18 protein-coding genes are annotated in these 17,702 nt (G+C 63.6%); 17 read left to right on the forward strand and 1 reads right to left on the reverse strand.

The features are described 5' to 3' along the window. Positions 1-366: 366 nt before the first annotated feature. Positions 367-777 (forward strand): hypothetical protein, encoded by a 411-nt coding sequence (locus LL06_RS01860; RefSeq protein WP_035521514.1) that lies wholly within the window; start codon positions 367-369, stop codon positions 775-777. A 61-nt stretch (positions 778-838) separates the two neighbouring features. Here the strand turns inward: LL06_RS01860 and LL06_RS01865 are convergent, their stop codons facing one another. Beyond that, positions 839-1,714 (reverse strand): D-alanyl-D-alanine carboxypeptidase family protein, encoded by an 876-nt coding sequence (locus LL06_RS01865; protein WP_052161114.1) that lies wholly within the window; start codon positions 1,712-1,714, stop codon positions 839-841. Between the two features lie 133 nt (positions 1,715-1,847). Between LL06_RS01865 and LL06_RS01870 the strand changes: the two genes are divergently transcribed. The 16 genes from LL06_RS01870 (at position 1,848) to LL06_RS01945 (ending at position 17,483) form a co-directional block, all read left to right on the forward strand. Next, positions 1,848-2,747 (forward strand): VOC family protein, encoded by a 900-nt coding sequence (locus LL06_RS01870; RefSeq protein ID WP_035521516.1) that lies wholly within the window; start codon positions 1,848-1,850, stop codon positions 2,745-2,747. Continuing rightward, entirely contained in the window at positions 2,744-3,580 is an 837-nt protein-coding gene (gene kdsA, locus LL06_RS01875; RefSeq protein ID WP_035521519.1) for a 3-deoxy-8-phosphooctulonate synthase, read from the forward strand. The genes LL06_RS01870 and kdsA overlap by 4 nt, the downstream gene beginning before the upstream one ends. Positions 3,581-4,130: 550 nt before the next feature. Next, positions 4,131-5,405 (forward strand): phosphopyruvate hydratase, encoded by a 1,275-nt coding sequence (gene eno / locus LL06_RS01880; RefSeq protein ID WP_035521522.1) that lies wholly within the window; start codon positions 4,131-4,133, stop codon positions 5,403-5,405. Positions 5,406-5,567: 162 nt separating this feature from the next. After that, complete coding sequence (locus tag LL06_RS01885; protein ID WP_035521524.1) at positions 5,568-5,876, forward strand: septum formation initiator family protein; 309 nt, start codon at positions 5,568-5,570, stop codon at positions 5,874-5,876. 148 nt (positions 5,877-6,024) lie between these two features. Continuing rightward, complete coding sequence (gene pdhA / locus LL06_RS01890) at positions 6,025-7,062, forward strand: pyruvate dehydrogenase (acetyl-transferring) E1 component subunit alpha (RefSeq protein ID WP_035521525.1); 1,038 nt, start codon at positions 6,025-6,027, stop codon at positions 7,060-7,062. A 14-nt stretch (positions 7,063-7,076) separates the two neighbouring features. Continuing rightward, a complete protein-coding gene (locus tag LL06_RS01895; protein WP_035521527.1) occupies positions 7,077-8,501 on the forward strand; it encodes a pyruvate dehydrogenase complex E1 component subunit beta in 1,425 nt (474 codons plus the stop codon). Between the two features lie 15 nt (positions 8,502-8,516). Next, positions 8,517-9,911 (forward strand): pyruvate dehydrogenase complex dihydrolipoamide acetyltransferase, encoded by a 1,395-nt coding sequence (locus LL06_RS01900; protein WP_035521529.1) that lies wholly within the window; start codon positions 8,517-8,519, stop codon positions 9,909-9,911. A 31-nt stretch (positions 9,912-9,942) separates the two neighbouring features. Next, positions 9,943-10,497 (forward strand): DUF308 domain-containing protein, encoded by a 555-nt coding sequence (locus tag LL06_RS01905; RefSeq protein ID WP_035521531.1) that lies wholly within the window; start codon positions 9,943-9,945, stop codon positions 10,495-10,497. A gap of 66 nt (positions 10,498-10,563) precedes the next feature. After that, entirely contained in the window at positions 10,564-10,815 is a 252-nt protein-coding gene (locus LL06_RS01910) for a hypothetical protein (RefSeq protein ID WP_035521533.1), read from the forward strand. A 58-nt stretch (positions 10,816-10,873) separates the two neighbouring features. Continuing rightward, complete coding sequence (locus LL06_RS01915) at positions 10,874-11,512, forward strand: SGNH/GDSL hydrolase family protein (protein ID WP_035521535.1); 639 nt, start codon at positions 10,874-10,876, stop codon at positions 11,510-11,512. Positions 11,513-11,675: 163 nt separating this feature from the next. Further along, the gene (locus LL06_RS01920) at positions 11,676-11,912 is read left to right on the forward strand and encodes a YdcH family protein (RefSeq protein WP_035521537.1); all 237 of its coding nucleotides are present in this window, start codon (positions 11,676-11,678) and stop codon (positions 11,910-11,912) included. 75 nt (positions 11,913-11,987) lie between these two features. After that, a complete protein-coding gene (gene lpdA, locus LL06_RS01925; protein ID WP_035521539.1) occupies positions 11,988-13,433 on the forward strand; it encodes a dihydrolipoyl dehydrogenase in 1,446 nt (481 codons plus the stop codon). Positions 13,434-13,564: 131 nt separating this feature from the next. Further along, positions 13,565-13,840 (forward strand): GlsB/YeaQ/YmgE family stress response membrane protein, encoded by a 276-nt coding sequence (locus tag LL06_RS01930; protein WP_035521541.1) that lies wholly within the window; start codon positions 13,565-13,567, stop codon positions 13,838-13,840. Between the two features lie 28 nt (positions 13,841-13,868). Further along, complete coding sequence (lipA, locus tag LL06_RS01935) at positions 13,869-14,852, forward strand: lipoyl synthase (protein WP_035521543.1); 984 nt, start codon at positions 13,869-13,871, stop codon at positions 14,850-14,852. Between the two features lie 269 nt (positions 14,853-15,121). After that, on the forward strand, positions 15,122-16,552 hold the full coding sequence (locus tag LL06_RS01940) for an MBOAT family O-acyltransferase (protein WP_035521545.1): 1,431 nt from the start codon (positions 15,122-15,124) through the stop codon (positions 16,550-16,552). Then, positions 16,527-17,483 (forward strand): hypothetical protein, encoded by a 957-nt coding sequence (locus LL06_RS01945; protein WP_152599464.1) that lies wholly within the window; start codon positions 16,527-16,529, stop codon positions 17,481-17,483. The genes LL06_RS01940 and LL06_RS01945 overlap by 26 nt, the downstream gene beginning before the upstream one ends. Positions 17,484-17,702: the final 219 nt, after the last annotated feature.

Raw genomic sequence — 17,702 nt, forward strand, 5'->3', positions numbered from 1 at the left:
AGTCGCCAGCCCGGAAACCACTGGACCAGCGAGACCGCCGAGGGTGTAACAGATCCTCGGGACAGGCCCGAGGATGACGAAACGCGGGGTTGGAGGATCACGAAACGCGGGGTCCGAGGACGAACCGGCGGGCTCCGGTGACGGCCAGGCGAAGTCCGGGGTCCACGGCGCTTCGGTCCCGCCATCCGGGAGACGTCTGAGCCATGCGCGAAAATGCCGGCCTTGTCCCGGCCCGGCCGAGTCGAGCCTGGCGTGGGTCACCAAGACTTCAAGCCAGGCTTCGCCTGCGCTCCGGCCACACCCTTGCCGGGAAAACCAAAAACTGAGACACTCGACCGCTGCGACAACTGGCCGGGAGGATCCGGAATGCGTGATCTCGTGACAGGGTTTGTGCCGGCCGCGGCGCTGGCGCTGGGGGTGCTGATCCCGGGCGCGGCGCAGGCGACGGGGTCGGTGTCCTGCACCGACCTGAAGGCCGATTCGGGCGTCGACATCCTGCTGGGCGCGGGGCCCGTGCCCAATCTGCTCCGGGTCTCGATCGCGCTCGGCGAGCGGCAGTTGACGACGGAGCCGGGCCTGCCCGGCGAGCGGGTGACGGTCGCCCAGGCCTATGATGACGGCGAGCTCTGGCGCATCGACCTGGTCGACGATCAGGCGACGAAGCGTGTGGCGATCATCCGGCTGCTGCGCGCCGACCACGACAGCCTGCCGCTGCAACTGGGCTTCGTCCAGCTCGAAGGCGAGCCGCCGGTGGGGCTGAGCTGCGTCGGTCCCTGAGCGCGGCCGCCGGGGGACAGCAGCGCTGCCAACCCCTGTCCAATATCGTCAAAAAGAAGAATTACCGGGCTTTGTTCACATACATCGACATGAGCTGCGCCATGCGCGCATTGCGGATGTCGGCGGAATTCTCGCCCATCACCACGCCGACCACCGAATGGCCGCCGCGATTGACCGAGGTCGCCAGGTTGAAGCCCGAGGCGCGGGTGTAGCCGGTCTTGAGCCCGTCGGCGCCGGGGATCATGTCCATCGCCTTGTTGTGGCCCTTGATGGTGCGGCCGGCCACGGTCACCTCGCGCTGGGCGAAATAGCCGTAATAATGCGGGAAGGTGCGCTTGAGCGCGATCGACAGCCGCGCCATGTCGGTGGCGGTCGTCACCTGGCCGGGATCGGGCAGGCCGGAAGCGTTGCGGAAGGTGGTGCGGCCCATGCCGAGCGTGCGCGCCTTGGCCGTCATCATTTGGGCGAAGCGCTCTTCCGAGCCGCCGCCCAGGAATTCGGCCACCGCGGTCGCCACGTCATTGGCGGATTTGACCACCAGCACTCTTATCGCCGTGTCGACCGGGATCGACTGTCCGGCCTTCAGCCCGAGCTTCGAGGGCGGCCGGGCGGCGGCGTTGCGCGAGATCGGGATCAGGTCGCTGCGGCTGACGCGGCCCTCGTCCATGGCCTCGAACAGCATGTACAAGGTCATCATCTTGGTGAGCGACGCCGGATAACGCAATTCATTGGCATTGGCGCCGTAGAGCATCTGGCCGCTCTTGGCGTCGACCACGATGGCCGCGTATTTGTCCGGAAGCGGCGCCACCGGCGCCACATCGACATCGGTCGAGCCGGTCGAGCCCGAGGACGCGCAGCCGGAGACCGCCAGCAGCACCAGCATCATCGATATCGCCGTTCGGCAGCGCCGCAGCACCCCGGTGTCAAGTCCCGTCACGCAAGCTATCCTTGTTGCCCGCCCCTCAATTAGCGTCTGGAGCCGATTCCTGCAAGGTGGCGTGCTGGCGGCGCTTGCCGCAGTTGCGCCGGTTCCAAGCTTGCTGATATGGGGAAGGCCAAATTGGAGACAGATGATGGCCTCACCGCGAACCCCGCGCCCGCTTGATCACCTCGTGCTGCCGGTCGAGGATCTCGAGACCGCGCGCGCCCGCCACATCAGCTTGGGCTTCACCATCGCCGCGGAGGCCCGCCATCCCTTCGGCACCGAGAACGCCTGCGTGTTCTTCGCCGACGGCAGCTATCTCGAGCCGCTGGCCATCGCCCAGCGCGAGGACTGCGAGGAAGCGGCGCGGTTGGGCAATGTCTTCGTCGCCCGCGACCAGGCCTACCGCTTCCGCCGCGGCGACACCGGCTTCTCCGCGCTGGTCGTCGGCTCGAAGGATGCGCGCGCCGACCACGACCGTTTCGTGGGTCTCGGCATGTCGGGCGGCGAGATGCTCGAATTCTCTCGGCCGATGACGCTGCCCGACGGGTCGACCCAGACCGCGAGCTTCCGGCTGGCCTTCGCCTCCGACCTGCGCAGCCCGGATTTCTTCGGCTTCGCGGTGGAGCGCGTCAATGTTCCCTCCGCCGACAGGAGCGCGCTGACCAGCCACGCGAACGGCGTCACCGGCATCGCCGAAGTGGTCCTGTCCGAGCCCAACCCGACCGATTTCCAGTACTTTATCCAGGAACTTGCCTGCAACCGCGAGGTCGAGGCCAATTCCTTCGGCATGACGGTCGCGCTCGCGGGCGCCGCCATCACCGTCTACAACAAGGCCGGCATGGAGACCCATCTCGGCATCGATACCGGCCCCTCGCGCGAGCGCGGCCTCTTGGGCCGGGCGGTTGTCTACAAGGTGGCCGACCTGCAGGCGCTGTCGGCGCTGCTCCTGAACAACGGCGTGCCGGTCCGCCAGGTCGCCGGCAAGCTGGTCGTCGATCCGGCGCCGGGCCAGGGCGCCTTCTACTGTTTCGAGGAAACCCGATGAATGCACAGCCCAACGCCACGGTGACCGTCGGCAACGCGGTCTTCGGCAATACGAGGCCGCTCACCCTGATCGCCGGTCCCTGCCAGTTCGAATCCCGCGGCCACGCCTTCGACATGGCGGGCGCGCTCAAGGACCTCTGCGCGGGCCTCGGCCTCGGGCTCGTCTACAAGTCGAGCTACGACAAGGCCAACCGCACCTCGCTCACGAGCACCCGCGGCGCCGGTCTCGACGCCGCCATGCCGGTGTTCGACGAGCTGCGCGAGCAGCTCGGCCTGCCGGTGCTGACCGACATCCACACGGAAGAGCACTGCGCCATCGTCGCCCCGCATGTCGACGTGCTGCAGATCCCGGCCTTCCTCTGCCGGCAGACCGACCTGCTGGTCGCCGCCGCGAAGACCGGCAAGGTCATCAACGTCAAGAAGGGCCAGTTCCTGGCGCCCTGGGACATGAAGAACGTGCTTGGCAAGATCACCGGCTCGGGCAATCCCAACGTGCTGCTCACCGAGCGCGGCGCCTCCTTCGGCTACAACACGCTGGTCTCCGACATGCGGGCGCTGCCGATCATGGCCGACATGGGCGCGCCGGTGATCTTCGACGCCACCCATTCGGTGCAGCAGCCGGGCGGGCAGGGCACTACCTCGGGCGGTGAGCGCCGCTTCGTGGAAACGCTCGCCCGCGCCGCCGTCGCCGTCGGCGTGGCCGGCGTGTTCATCGAGACCCATGAGGACCCCGACAATTCCACCTCGTCGGACGGCCCCAACATGATCCCGCTCAGGGACCTGCCGCGGCTTCTCGAAACCCTGATGGAATTCGACGCCGTCGCCAAGCGCTAAGGCAATGCGCTGAGGCTGGGCACGGTTTGCTTTTCATGCAGATCCCGGCTCCACCGCCGGGCCCGGACGGAAAAGCAAACCGTGCCCGCAATGCCTGTTGCCGCTTATGTGACCACGGTCACCGGCACTCGGCCATTTGTCAGCAGACGGCCCGCCATCCCGCGCGCCCCCGCCGTCCTCATCCCATCGCCCCGACCCTGGGATCCATTTTGCGATCCCTCCCAACCACCCAGGACGCCGACGGATCACGGAATGGTTCCTCGGGTTCGGGGGCCGAGGATGACGAAAGTGGGCGGCCTGCGATGACGAAAGCGCGGTGAAAGAGAGACGATGGCGGCGGCGATAAAAATCCTGCCGGGTTCATCCCCGCCCGCCACAGGCGTGTCATCATCGGCGATGCCGTGGGAAGCGCGCTCCCGCTCTCGTGCGCGCGGGTCGGGCGGGTCGGGGCGTCCGCCCGTCCGCTGTGATTGATTTTTCATGATAGTACGGTAAGACGGCGCAACGCCGGCCCGGCGACTGCAAACCAAGCCCAAGAAGGAACCAGACCATGACCGCCATCATCGATATTGTCGGACGGGAAATCCTCGACAGCCGCGGAAATCCGACGGTCGAGGTCGATGTCCATCTGGAGGATGGCTCGATGGGCCGCGCGGCGGTTCCCTCGGGCGCCTCCACCGGCGCCCATGAGGCGGTGGAACTCCGCGACGGCGGCAGCCGCTATCTCGGCAAGGGCGTGCAGCGAGCCGTGACCGCGGTCAATGGCGCGCTGCGCGACGCCGTCTGCGGCATGGACGCCGAGGCGCAGATCGCCCTCGACAAGGCGATGATCGCCCTCGACGGCTCCGCCAACAAGGGCAATCTCGGCGCCAACGCCATTCTCGGCGTCTCGCTGGCCGCTGCCCGTGCGGCGGCGCAGTCCTCCGGCCTGCCGCTCTACCGCTATGTCGGCGGCGCCAATGCGCGGCTGCTGCCGGTTCCGATGATGAACATCATCAATGGCGGGGCGCATGCCGACAACCCGATCGACTTCCAGGAATTCATGATCATGCCGGTGGGCGCCGAGACCTTCGGCGACGCGGTGCGGATGGGCTCGGAGGTGTTCCACACGCTCCGCAAGGAACTCGCCGCCGGCGGCCACAACACCAATGTCGGCGACGAGGGCGGCTTTGCTCCCAATCTCAAGAGCGCGCCCGATGCGCTCGATTTCATCATGACCTCGATCGAGAAGGCCGGCTACCGCCCCGGCGAGGATATCTACCTCGCCCTCGACCCGGCCTCGACCGAATTCTTCAAGGACGGCAAATACGACCTGGCCGGCGAGGGCCGCGTCCTCGACAGCGCCGAGATGGCCGCCTATTACGCCGAACTCGTCGGCAAGTACCCGATCATCTCGATCGAGGACGGCATGGCCGAGGACGACTGGGACGGCTGGAAGGCGCTGACCGACATGATCGGCGCCAAGTGCCAGCTCGTGGGCGACGATTTGTTCGTGACCAACTCCGCGCGGCTGCGCGACGGCATCAAGATGGGCGTCGCCAATTCGATCCTGGTCAAGGTCAACCAGATCGGCTCGCTCACCGAAACCCTCGAGGCCGTCGAGATCGCCCAGAAGGCGGGCTACACCGCGGTGATGAGCCATCGCTCGGGCGAGACCGAGGATTCCACCATCGCCGACCTCGCCGTCGCCACCAACTGCGGGCAGATCAAGACCGGCTCGCTGTCGCGCTCCGACCGGCTCGCCAAGTACAACCAGCTCCTCCGTATCGAGGAACAGTTGGGCGTCGAAGGGGTCTATGCCGGCGCCTCGGTGCTCAGGGGCTGATCCGGCCGAAACCTCCGCACGCCCGTTCGCCCGTTTCGCGAAGCCCGCATGAAAATGCGGGCTTCGTTCGTTCTAATGTAGCATTTGGTACAAGGCGGCTAACCCAATCTTAAGCATGCTCTGCCATCTTCGCAGACTCGCAGGGGTAAGGCGTTTTTTCGAATGCGGACACAATTCAAAAAGCAGCGATCCTGGATCCGTTGGATTGTTCCGGCGTTATCGGTCGCCTGCTTTGCATATTTCGGATTTCATTCCTGGCACGGCGCCTACGGCCTCAACTCGGCCGAGGCGCTGGAGATCCGCCGTGCCGAACTGACCGAGCGGCTTGCCAGGCTCGCCGATCGCAGGCAACATCTCGAGCGCAGGGTCATGCTGCTCAGCGACGGGGCGGTTGAGGCGGACATGCTCGACGAGCGGGCGAGGTTGTTTCTGAACGTCGCGCGGCCGGACGAGGTTGTCTATTTCAACTGACCGGCGGGATTAACCTGATGCTGGTTAATCTCCAGATTAAACAATACAATCAAAGCGATATCCGGAATACGAGCTATGCGTAAATAGGCTTGCTGTGGTCATCCAATTTCCCTATGGTCAGGCACAACATGACCACTGGGAGGATGACATGGCACCACGCAAAAGCGCCGCAGCCGCATCCCGCAAGAAACCCGCGGAAAAAAGCGGGCTGAACGGCGGAATTACCGATTTCGACAAGGCCACCGAACTTGAAGCCTACCGCGAGATGCTGCTCATCCGCCGCTTCGAGGAAAAGGCCGGCCAGCTCTACGGCATGGGCTTCATCGGCGGTTTTTGCCATCTCTACATCGGCCAGGAAGCGGTCGTCGTCGGCATGCAGATGGCATTGAAGGACGGCGACCAGGTCATCACCGGCTACCGCGACCACGGCCACATGCTCGCCACCGGCATGGAAGCGCGCGGCGTGATGGCGGAACTGACCGGCCGGCGGGATGGCTATTCCCACGGCAAGGGCGGCTCCATGCACATGTTCTCCAAGGAGAAGAATTTCTACGGCGGCCACGGCATCGTCGGCGCCCAGGTCTCGCTCGGCACCGGGCTGGCGTTCGCCAACAAGTACCGCGGCAACGACAATGTCTCGGTCGCCTATTTTGGCGACGGCGCCGCCAACCAGGGGCAGGTCTACGAGAGCTTCAACATGGCGGCGCTGTGGAAGCTGCCGGTGGTCTACATCGTCGAGAACAACCGCTACGCCATGGGCACCTCGACGGCGCGCTCCTCGGCACAGTCCAACTTCTCGCTGCGCGGCAATTCCTTCGGCATCCCCGGCCACCAGGTCGACGGCATGGATGTGCGCGCGGTCTACGCCGCCGCCGTCGAGGCCGTCGCCCACTGCCGCTCCGGCAAGGGCCCGATCATCCTCGAAATGCTGACCTACCGCTACCGCGGCCACTCGATGTCCGACCCGGCCAAGTACCGGTCCAAGGACGAGGTGCAGAAGATGCGCTCCGAGCACGACCCGATCGAACAGGTCAAGGCCCGCATCCTCGAGCTCAAGCATGCGTCGGAAGACGAACTCAAGGCCATCGACAAGAAGGTGCGGGACGTCGTCGCCGACTCGGCCGACTTCGCCCAGAACAATCCGGAGCCGGATCCGTCCGAGCTCTACACCGACATCTTGTTGTAAGGGGAGGCGAGACAATGCCGATTGATATCCTGATGCCCGCGCTTTCCCCGACCATGGAAGAAGGCACGCTGTCCAAATGGCTCAAGAATGAGGGCGACAGCGTCACCGCCGGCGAAGTGATCGCCGAGATCGAGACCGACAAGGCGACCATGGAAGTCGAGGCCGTCGACGAGGGCACGATCGGCAAGATCGTGGTTCCCGCCGGCACCGAGAACGTCAAGGTCAACGCCGTCATCGCCGTGCTGCTGCAGGAGGGCGAAAGCGCCTCCGACATCGGCAAATCCGCTCCGGCACCGGCGCCTGAAGGGGACAAGGCCGAAGCGGCGGCAGCTCCCTCGCCCCAGCGGGGAGAGGGTGGCGAGCAAAGCGAGCCGGGTGAGGGGGCAAAGGCCTCGGTTCCGGCCGCGCCGAAGACGGAAGCCCAGTCCGATCCCGACATTCCCGAAGGCACCGAAATGGTTCCGACCACCGTGCGCGAAGCGCTGCGCGACGCCATGGCCGAGGAAATGCGCGCCAATGAGGACGTGTTCCTGATGGGCGAGGAAGTGGCCGAATACCAGGGTGCCTACAAGATCAGCCAGGGCCTGCTGCAGGAATTCGGTCCGCGCCGCGTGGTCGACACGCCGATCACCGAGCACGGTTTCACCGGCGTCGGCGTCGGCGCGGCGATGGCCGGCCTTCGCCCGATCGTCGAGTTCATGACCTTCAACTTCGCCATGCAGGCGATCGACCAGATCATCAACTCCGCCGCCAAGACGCTCTACATGTCGGGCGGCCAGATGGGCGCGCCGATCGTCTTCCGCGGCGCCAATGGCGCCGCCGCCCGCGTCGGCGCCCAGCACTCGCAGTGCTACGCCGCCTGGTACAGCCACATCCCCGGCCTCAAGGTGGTGATGCCCTACACCGCCGCCGACGCCAAGGGCCTGCTGAAAGCCGCCATCCGCGATCCCAACCCGGTGGTCTTCCTCGAAAACGAGATCCTCTACGGCCAGACCTTCGACGTGCCGAAGCTCGATGACTTCGTGCTGCCGATCGGCAAGGCGCGCGTCCACAAAAAGGGCAAGGACGTCACCATCGTCTCCTTCGGCATCGGCATGACCTATGCGGTCAAGGCGGTCGAGGAGCTCTCGGGCCTCGGCATCGATGTCGAGCTGATCGACCTGCGCACGATCCGCCCGATGGACCTGCCGACCGTCATCGAAAGTGTCAAGAAGACCGGCCGCCTGGTCACCGTCGAGGAAGGCTATCCGCAGAACTCGGTGGGCACCGAGATCGCCACCCGCGTGCAGCAGCAGGCCTTCGACTATCTCGACGCGCCGATCATCACCATCGCCGGCAAGGACGTGCCGATGCCCTACGCCGCCAATCTCGAAAAACTGGCGCTGCCGAATGTGGGCGAAATCGTCGAGGCGGTGAAAACCGTCACCTACAAGGCTTGAGGGGAGGACTGAAAGATGCCTATCAACATCACCATGCCCGCCCTGTCGCCGACCATGGAGGAGGGCAACCTCGCCAAGTGGCTGGTCAAGGAAGGGGACAAGGTTAGCCCCGGCGACGTCATCGCCGAGATCGAGACCGACAAGGCGACGATGGAAGTCGAGGCCGTCGACGAAGGTACTGTCGCCAAGATCCTGGTCGCCGCCGGCACCGAAGGCGTCAAGGTCAACGCCGTGATCGCCATTCTGGCAGCCGAAGGCGAAAGCGTCGAGGACGCCGCCAAGGGCGGCGGCGCGGCGGAAGCTCCGAAGCAGGAGGCCCCGAAGCAGGAGGCCAAGCCGGAATCAAAGCCCGAGGCCAAGGCCGAAGCGCCCGCCGCTGACCGGGCCAAGCCGGTCGAGGGAGCGCCGCTGCGCGACACCGCGGTCCAGGCCGAACAGAAGGCCGGCCCCGCGCCCAAGGCCGACGGCGAGCGCGTCTTCTCCTCGCCGCTCGCCCGCCGCATCGCCCGGGAAGCCGGCGTCGACGTGGCGCGGATCTCGGGCTCCGGCCCCCATGGCCGCGTGGTCAAGTCCGATGTCGAGGCGGCGATCGCCTCCGGCACCGGCAAGGCCGAAGCCGCCGCGGCGCCGCAGTCCGCTGCCGCATCGGCCCCCGCTGCCGCCCCCAGGGGGATGTCGCAGGACGCCATCCTCAAGATGTTTGAGGAAGGCTCCTACGAACTCGTCAAGCATGACGGCATGCGCAAGACCATCGCCCGGCGGCTGCAGGAATCCAAGCAGACGATCCCGCATTTCTATGTGACGGTCGATTGCGAGCTCGACGCGCTGCTGGCGCTGAGAACCCAACTCAACAGCGCCGCGCCGATGAAGGACGACAAGCCGGTCTACAAGCTCTCGGTCAACGACATGGTGATCAAGGCGCTGGCTCTCGCGCTCAGGGACGTGCCCGACGCCAATGTCTCCTGGACCGACGACAATATGGTCATGCACAAGCATTCCGATGTCGGCGTCGCCGTCTCCATTCCGGGCGGCCTGATCACCCCGATCATCCGCAAGGCGGAAGAAAAGACGCTCTCGGTCATCTCCAACGAGATGAAGGATCTGGGCGCCCGCGCCAGGTCGCGCAAGCTCAAGCCCGAGGAATACCAGGGCGGCACCACCGCCGTGTCGAACATGGGCATGATGGGGGTCAAGGATTTCGCCGCCGTCATCAACCCGCCGCATGCGACGATCCTGGCGGTCGGCGCTGGCGAGCAGCGCGCCGTGGTCAAGAAGGGCGAACTCGCCATCGCCACGGTGATGAGCGTGACGCTGTCGACCGACCACCGCGCCGTCGACGGCGCGCTCGGCGCCGAACTCTTGGGCGCCTTCAAGCGCTACATCGAAAACCCGATGGGGATGCTGGTCTGACACCGCTGCAACTGGGCACTGGAGAACGCACATGGGCGAACATCATAGGCATGAAGCTTTGGGCCGGACCTGGACCTGGATGGCGGCGCTCGCCGTCATCTGCATCGCCGGCGGTTTCCTGGCGCTGATCAACCCGTTCGGCGCCACCATCTTTGCCGTCACGCTGGCCGGATGGGTGTTCCTGGTTCAGGGCGTGATCCAGTTGATCCACGCCTTCCGCGTCCGCGACTGGTCGGGCTTCATCTGGTCGCTCGGGCTCGCCGTGCTGTCGCTGCTGGTGGGCTTCGTGCTGGTCGCCGACCCGCTCGCGGGCTCCATTCCGCTCACGCTCATCGTCGCGGTGCTGTTCCTGGCCACGGGCATCGCCAAGATCATGTTCGCGCTGTCGCTGCGCGGCGCGTCGGGCTGGATCTGGGTGCTGGCCTCGGGCCTGATCTCGGTGGCGCTCGGCGTGATGATCCTCGCCGGCCTGCCGTCGACGGCGGCCACCATCCTGGGCCTGCTCTTGGGCATCGAGCTCATCTCCAACGGCGTGCTGTTCCTGTTCGTGGCGCTGGGCCTGCGCAATCTCGGCGCGCCGCTGTGAGGCGGGATGACTTTGCGGCGGTGGCGCACCATATTGGCGGCGTAGCTTTGTCCCAAGGAGGATATCGTGAGCGAACCGAAAGACATGATCATTCCGATGCTCAAGGAAATGCGGGCGGAAACCGGTGATCTCAGGACCGAGATGAAGGATGAGTTTGCCGCAGTCAAAAAGCGTCTCGACACCATTGATGGCCGGCAGAAAAGCTTCAACAACGCGCTCACTGCCGACACGATGATGAGCAGGTTTGTGACCGGCGACTTCGAGGAGCGGATTGGTGCATTGGAGAAAAAGGTCGACCAGTTGATCAAAGGGAAGTGACGATGGGTGTTGGGTGCAGGTTTGAAGCGTCTCCGCATCGCAAGGGCGGTATGACGCCATGAAAACAGTCCTCTGCTACGGCGACTCTCTCACCTGGGGCTACGACCCCGAAAGCCTCGGCCGGCACAGGCTTGAAGACCGCTGGTCCTCCGTGCTGGCCGCGTCGCTGGGCGAGGGCGTGCATGTGGTGGCCGACGGGCTCAACGGCCGCACCAGCGTGTTCGATGATTACACCGCCGATTGCGACCGCAACGGCGCGCGCACACTGCCCACCGTGCTGCATGCCCACGCGCCGCTCGACCTGGTGATCATCATGCTCGGCACCAACGACATGAAGCCGGTGGTCGCGGGCACCGCCCATGCGGCGTCCAAGGGCATGCGGCGGCTGCTGGACCTGGTGCGGCTGCACGCCTGGCCGATGGAGCAGGAGCCGCCGCAGGTGCTGGTGGTGGCGCCGCCGCCGCTGGTCGAGACAGCGGACCCGGATTTCGCCGCCATGTTCGAGGGCGGCGTCGCCCAGTCGGCGATGCTGGCCTCGTTCTACGCCGATCTCGCCGACGAGACCGGCGCGGGATTCTTCGACGCGGGCTCGGTGGCCCAGTGCTCGTCCATCGACGGCGTGCATCTGAACGCCGAGAACACCCGCGCCATCGGCCGCGCTCTCGAACCGGTGGCCCGGCTGCTGCTCGGACACTGAACGCGCGAGCCCAGGGCGCCGTGCAACGTTTTGAAATGCCGCGGGAAGTCAGGATCGCATGCGATTTGACTGCTTTAGCGGGAACGAATTGACAAGGGTCAAGAGGAGAGGGAGCACGGGCGGCTAGAGTGTGGACATCACAAAACCCAAGAGGAGATGATTGATGTCGCATACGCCCAACGAACTGGTGGAGGAATTTCCCGAACACGTCGAGAAGATGCATGAGTTGAAGCAGAGCGACGCCCATTTCGCCAAGCTCTTCGAAGCCTATCACGACGTCAACCGGGCCATCCACCGGGCCGAAACCGATCTCGAGCCGACGGACGATTTCAACATGGAATCGATGCGCAAGGAGCGCCTGAAGCTCAAGGACGAAATCTACGGGATGCTTGTGGGCTGAGGCAGTCCGACGCGTCCTGTGCCGATGGCAGGGCGGATGCTGATCCGTCCGCCCTGACTTTAGAGGAGACAAGGCGTGTCAAACACTTACGACGTGATCATCATCGGCTCCGGCCCCGGCGGCTATATCGCGGCGATCCGCGCCGCCCAGTTGGGATTGAAGACCGCGGTGGTCGAGCGCGAGCACCTGGCGGGCATCTGCTCGAACTGGGGCTGCATCCCGACCAAGGCGCTGCTCCGGTCGGCCGAGGTGCTGCACCTGGCCGAGCACGCCAAGGCTTACGGCCTTGCGCTCGAAGGCAAGGTCACGCCCGACATCGCCGCCATCGTCAAGCGCTCGCGCGGCATCGCCGAACGCATGAACGGCGGCGTCGGGTTCCTGATGAAGAAGAACAAGGTCGATATCATCTGGGGCGAGGCGAAACTCACCAAGCCGGGCGAGATCGTGGTCAAGAAGACCACCAAGAAGATCGTCGAGCCGCAGGGTCCGATCCCGAAAAACACCCTGGGCGAGGGCACCTACACCGCCAAGCACATCATCGTCGCCACCGGCGCCCGTCCCCGCGCGCTGCCCGGCATCGAGCCCGACGGCAAGCTGATCTGGACCTATTTCGAGGCGATGAAGCCCGAGAAACTGCCGAAATCGCTCTTGGTCATGGGCTCCGGCGCCATCGGCATCGAATTCGCCTCGTTCTACCGCACGCTCGGCGTCGAGGTGACCGTGGTCGAGGTGATGAAGACGGTGATGCCGGTCGAGGACGCCGAGATCTCGGCCTTCGCCAAGAAGCAGTTCGACAAGCAGGGCATGAAGATCCTGCTCGAGGCCAAGGTGACCAAGGTCGAAAAGGCAGCCGATTCGATCACCGCCCATGTCGAGATGAAGGACGGCAAGGTCGAGAAGATCACCGCCGACCGGATGATCTCGGCCGTGGGCGTGCAGGGCAACATCGAGAATCTCGGGCTTGAGGAGCTCGGCGTGAAGACCGACCGCGGCTGCATCGTCATCGACGGCTACGGCAAGACCAATGTGGCGGGCCTCTACGCCATCGGCGATGTCGCCGGTCCCCCCATGCTCGCCCACAAGGCCGAGCACGAGGCGGTCATCTGCGTCGAGAAGATCGCGGGGCTCAAGAATGTCCACCCGATGGACAAGCTGAAGATCCCCGGCTGCACCTACTGCAACCCCCAGGTCGCCTCGGTCGGTCTGACGGAAGCCAAGGCGAAAGAGCTGGGCCGCGACATCCGCGTCGGCCGCTTCCCCTTCGCCGGCAACGGCAAGGCGATCGCGCTCGGCGAGGACCAGGGCCTGGTCAAGACCATCTTCGACAAGAAAACCGGCGAACTGCTGGGCGCGCATATGGTCGGCGCGGAAGTCACCGAACTGATCCAGGGTTTTGTCGTGGCGATGAACCTCGAGACCACCGAGGAGGACCTGATGCACACCATCTTCCCGCATCCGACGATTTCGGAGACCTTGAAGGAAAGCGTGCTGGACGCCTATGGACGGGTGCTCAACGCGTGACCCGACGGATCCGCATATCTGCTGGCCGTGTCATGCAGCCATGCGCCATTGATGCGACCGGGCCTCGGCCTTACATTCAGGCTTGCGCCGCGCGCGATGGATGCCGCGGCTGAACGGGACAGGATAGGATGATGGAACCACAAATGGGCGTGATGACCATGCCGGGGGTCGGCTTTCTGGGCCTGCTGCTGATCGGCATCATCGCCGGTTACGTCGCCGAGCGCGCCATGAACCGCGACCACGGGCTGCTCACCAACATGCTGGTCGGCATCGCCGGCTCCTTCGTCGGCGGCGCGCTCGCGGGCGTGCTCGACATCAATTACTACGGATTTGCCGGAAACCTGGTGGTGGCCATCGTCGGCGCGCTCCTGATCCTGTGGATCTTCGGCCGCGCCAAGCGCGACTGACCCCGTAACGCACGCAAAGGACCTCTTGATGGTCACGATCCTCGACGTCACCAAGCCCGATGCCGTACGCCCCGAAGCCAAGCGCGTGCGCCATCCCGAAAAGCAGAAGCGGCCCGATACCGAGGTCAAGCGCAAGCCCGACTGGATCCGCGTGCGCGCGCCCAATTCCAAGGGCTACCAGGAAACCCGCTCGATCGTGAAGGCCAACAATCTGGTGACCGTCTGCGAGGAGGCCGGCTGCCCCAATATCGGCGAGTGCTGGGACAAGAAGCACGCGACCTTCATGATCATGGGCGAGATCTGCACCCGCGCCTGCGCCTTCTGCAACGTCATCACCGGCCTGCCCAACGCGCTCGACCCGAACGAGCCGGAGAACGTCGCCCGCGCCGTGCGCGAGATGGGCCTGAACCACGTCGTCATCACCTCGGTCGACCGCGACGACCTCGCCGATGGCGGCGCCGAGCATTTCGAGCAGGTGATCGGCGCCGTCCGCGCGGCCTCGCCGCTGACCACGATCGAGATCCTGACGCCGGATTTCCTGCGCAAGCCCGGCGCGCTCGAGCGCGTGGTCGCGGCGAAACCCGACGTGTTCAACCACAATCTCGAAACCGTCCCCGGCAACTACCTCACCGTCCGCCCGGGCGCGCGCTACTTCCATTCGCTGAGGCTCCTGCAGCGGGTCAAGGAGCTCGACCCGACCATGTTCACCAAGTCGGGCATCATGGTGGGCCTGGGCGAGGAGCGCAACGAAGTGCTGCAGCTCATGGACGACCTCAGAACCGCCGACGTCGATTTCATCACCATCGGCCAGTATCTACAGCCGACCCGCAAGCACCACGAGGTGATGAGCTTCGTCACCCCCGACGAGTTCAAGAGCTACGAAAAGATCGCCTACACCAAGGGCTTCCTCATGGTCTCCTCAAGCCCGCTCACCCGCTCCTCGCACCACGCCGGCGACGATTTCGCCAGGCTGAAAGCCAACCGGGAAAAGAAGCTACTGGCGGCGGTGTGAGAGTCACCCGGAGTCGCTCCCTAAAGCTCGTTTCATATTGGCTTGATTTGCCCAAGCCTGATCCAGGCTGATTGCCCGTGCTGCCGGATCGCATCCGTTCAGTATCCCGTGAGGGACACGCAGGGGAACAGTGCATAAGCGATAGAGTTTCGTTGAAAACGTCGCATCTTACCGCGCCGGTTCCAGTGTAAATCTCAAGGCAGCACTTGCGGAGGGCCGGAGAAGCAGGCACATCTAGCTCGACAGTTTGGTGTCGAGGTGGCTAGTGCATGCTGTTTTCAAGTGTTGAGTTCATTCTTCTGTTCTTGCCAATTTCCGCGCTGATAATTGCGGGCGCAAGGCGGATCGGCAAGAGTGCTTTCCTCCTGTCGGTAGCTGGTTGTTCCCTGGTCCTCTACGGGTACCATGTGCCCAGCTACGTCCTGCTCCTGCTCGCCTCGGCTGTAGCAAATTATGCTCTGGCTGGATGGGTCGAGAGATCGCGGGGAATCTACCTGTTTGGTCTCGTCGCAAATGTTCTGGCGCTGGCCTACTTCAAATACGCCGATTTTCTGATTGGAACGGTCAATGCAATCACGCCCGCCGGCATGGAATTGCCTCTGCTTCACATTGTGCTGCCATTGGCAATTTCGTTCATCACGTTTGAGCAGATCGCCTTTCTGACGGACGTGCGCTCCGGCAAGGTGCCACGCGGAAAGTTCATAGAGTACTTCGCGTTTATCACGCTGTTTCCCAAGCTCATCGCCGGGCCAATCATCCGTTATACCGAACTGCTTCCCCAGATTTGGGATCCCGCAGGCAGGGCTTTGGATAGGCTGATCACCGGCCTTTGTATTTTCAGCTTCGGGTTGTTCAACAAGGTTGTCTTCGCTGACGGGGTTTCCCCGTTAGCGGACAGAATATACGCAGCCGCAGCGGAGAACCAAGTGTCCGGACCTGACGCGCTGCTTGGTACCGCGGCGTTCGCGACGCGTATTTATTTCGACTTTTCCGGCTACTCCACCATGGCAATCGGGCTCGCTTGGATCATCGGTTTTCGGCTGCCGGTCAATTTCCTGTCGCCCTATCGAGCAGGTTCGATTATCGAGTTCTGGCGCAGATGGCACATGACCCTGTCTCGGTTCCTGCGCGATTACATTTACTTCCCCCTCGGTGGCAGCCGTTTGGGTCACCCGCGGCGATATTTCAACCTCTTCGCAGTGATGCTCATCGGCGGCATCTGGCATGGGGCAGGCTGGGTGTTCGTCGTCTGGGGCGCGCTTCACGGTGCCGCACTCACCGTGAATCACGCTTGGCGGCAATTCGCTTCTCCGGGGATGAAAGCCGCTTTGGCGTCCACGCCGGCTCCATGGTTGCTAACGATGTCTGTGGTCCTGGCCGGATGGGTGCTTTTCAATTCGACGGACCTCACCATGGCAGGCAACATCTTCAGATCTCTCGACAATTGGGATATTGAAACTACATTTACGGCTCGGGAGATGGTATTCTTGACCTTGACCTGGGCGGTCGTGTTGTTGACGCCAAACGCAGCCAGAATTTTCAATTACAGGTTCTTGGCAACCGAAACGGATTGGAACCACATGCCGCCAATTCCGGTACCAAGCTTATCTCTCGTTGTCGTATCATCTCTGGCCATGGTTGTTTCGTTGATATTCGTTGTAAGTGGATCGCCCAATGCGTTCATATACTTCCAGTTCTAGCTTCAAGATCGGAGTATTTTTTGCCATCCTGGTGTTGTCTGCTGTTGCTTTGGAGGCCTATTGCCGGAATTCGCCTAATCTTCGCAGCCTGCCTCAGGTGACCATGTTACGCTATATCAACTTTGATGGGAGCAATGCGGCCTTTGGGGATTCGCAGGTGGGCGAGGTGTCTCACATTCCCGGCTTCGGCTTCTTCGGCCCCGGTGGTTTGCAGACAGTCGAGCTTAACAGGCTCGTACGTTTTCTATTTGCCGAGGTGGAGCCGGACAAGATCATCATAGAGTTGGCACCACAGTGGTTCGGTGCCTACCACGTGGGACGACCAGAGATGATCAGCGCGACGGCATTGCCACCTGAATTCCTGAAGATGGCGTTGCTATCAAGCCATTTCTACTCGGCGCTGAAGGATCACTTTCTCGCCGCGGCCTATGATCTGTTGAGCGTGGGAGATGCCGCTGCGGGTGAGTTTGATGAACCCGAATGGCGCGACATCGTAACCTACGCCGATGATTGGGATCGGCTGAAGGCTGAGGGCGGAGCCGCATTCAACTGGTCTTTGTTCCCCGCAGAAAAGCAGCGCGTGCTCATGTTGGCCCGCGCCTATGCGCAAAATCCGGTAAGCGATTTTCAGGACAGCATGACGGCAGCCTATCTGGAAGATGCCGTGGCGTATGTTATCTCTCGAGGAGCAAGACTGTGCTTCGTGGAGCCGCCAGTTACCGACGACCACCGGTATTTAAGAGATCAGATTCCGGGATCAAATTACCGGGCGTTCGAACCCTATGCAAACGCCTTGGCAAACCGCTTTAACGTGCCGTGGGTGCGGGACGTGATGGAATTCACGGACGCAGATTTCGACAATCAGGATCACCTGCATGCCGAAGCGCACGCCCGCTACTGGCCAGCAGTAGCGAAGGCTTGCTTCGGGTAACGCACTTTTTTCTCGCAAAGCGAAACGGCGCTCATGACGAACTCTGCGGCGTTGCGAAGCCGCAGGTTCAAGGTTCCGGAGGGTCGTCACGATCTGCAGTGGATGAGCGCAAAGCCCATCAGGTCTGCTCATGCCTCATGGTGAGTGACCCTTCTATACGGATGTCTTGGTCCCGGCTGGTCCCGTCAACGGCTCAGCGAGGGGATCTTTGCCGCTGCT

The sequence above is a fragment of the Hoeflea sp. BAL378 genome, from assembly GCF_000759435.1.
Classification (GTDB): domain Bacteria; phylum Pseudomonadota; class Alphaproteobacteria; order Rhizobiales; family Rhizobiaceae; genus Hoeflea.

Excerpts from the sequence above, each read along its gene's own strand:
- LL06_RS01860 (WP_035521514.1), top strand. The coding sequence starts at position 367 with ATGCGTGATCTCGTGACAGGGTTTGTGCCGGCCGCGGCGCTGGCGCTG.
- LL06_RS01870 (WP_035521516.1), top strand. The coding sequence starts at position 1,848 with ATGATGGCCTCACCGCGAACCCCGCGCCCGCTTGATCACCTCGTGCTG.
- kdsA (WP_035521519.1), top strand. The coding sequence starts at position 2,744 with ATGAATGCACAGCCCAACGCCACGGTGACCGTCGGCAACGCGGTCTTC.
- eno (WP_035521522.1), top strand. The coding sequence starts at position 4,131 with ATGACCGCCATCATCGATATTGTCGGACGGGAAATCCTCGACAGCCGC.
- LL06_RS01885 (WP_035521524.1), top strand. The coding sequence starts at position 5,568 with ATGCGGACACAATTCAAAAAGCAGCGATCCTGGATCCGTTGGATTGTT.
- pdhA (WP_035521525.1), top strand. The coding sequence starts at position 6,025 with ATGGCACCACGCAAAAGCGCCGCAGCCGCATCCCGCAAGAAACCCGCG.
- LL06_RS01895 (WP_035521527.1), top strand. The coding sequence starts at position 7,077 with ATGCCGATTGATATCCTGATGCCCGCGCTTTCCCCGACCATGGAAGAA.
- LL06_RS01900 (WP_035521529.1), top strand. The coding sequence starts at position 8,517 with ATGCCTATCAACATCACCATGCCCGCCCTGTCGCCGACCATGGAGGAG.
- LL06_RS01905 (WP_035521531.1), top strand. The coding sequence starts at position 9,943 with ATGGGCGAACATCATAGGCATGAAGCTTTGGGCCGGACCTGGACCTGG.
- LL06_RS01915 (WP_035521535.1), top strand. The coding sequence starts at position 10,874 with ATGAAAACAGTCCTCTGCTACGGCGACTCTCTCACCTGGGGCTACGAC.
- LL06_RS01920 (WP_035521537.1), top strand. The coding sequence starts at position 11,676 with ATGTCGCATACGCCCAACGAACTGGTGGAGGAATTTCCCGAACACGTC.
- LL06_RS01930 (WP_035521541.1), top strand. The coding sequence starts at position 13,565 with ATGGAACCACAAATGGGCGTGATGACCATGCCGGGGGTCGGCTTTCTG.
- lipA (WP_035521543.1), top strand. The coding sequence starts at position 13,869 with ATGGTCACGATCCTCGACGTCACCAAGCCCGATGCCGTACGCCCCGAA.
- LL06_RS01940 (WP_035521545.1), top strand. The coding sequence starts at position 15,122 with ATGCTGTTTTCAAGTGTTGAGTTCATTCTTCTGTTCTTGCCAATTTCC.
- LL06_RS01945 (WP_152599464.1), top strand. The coding sequence starts at position 16,527 with ATGCGTTCATATACTTCCAGTTCTAGCTTCAAGATCGGAGTATTTTTT.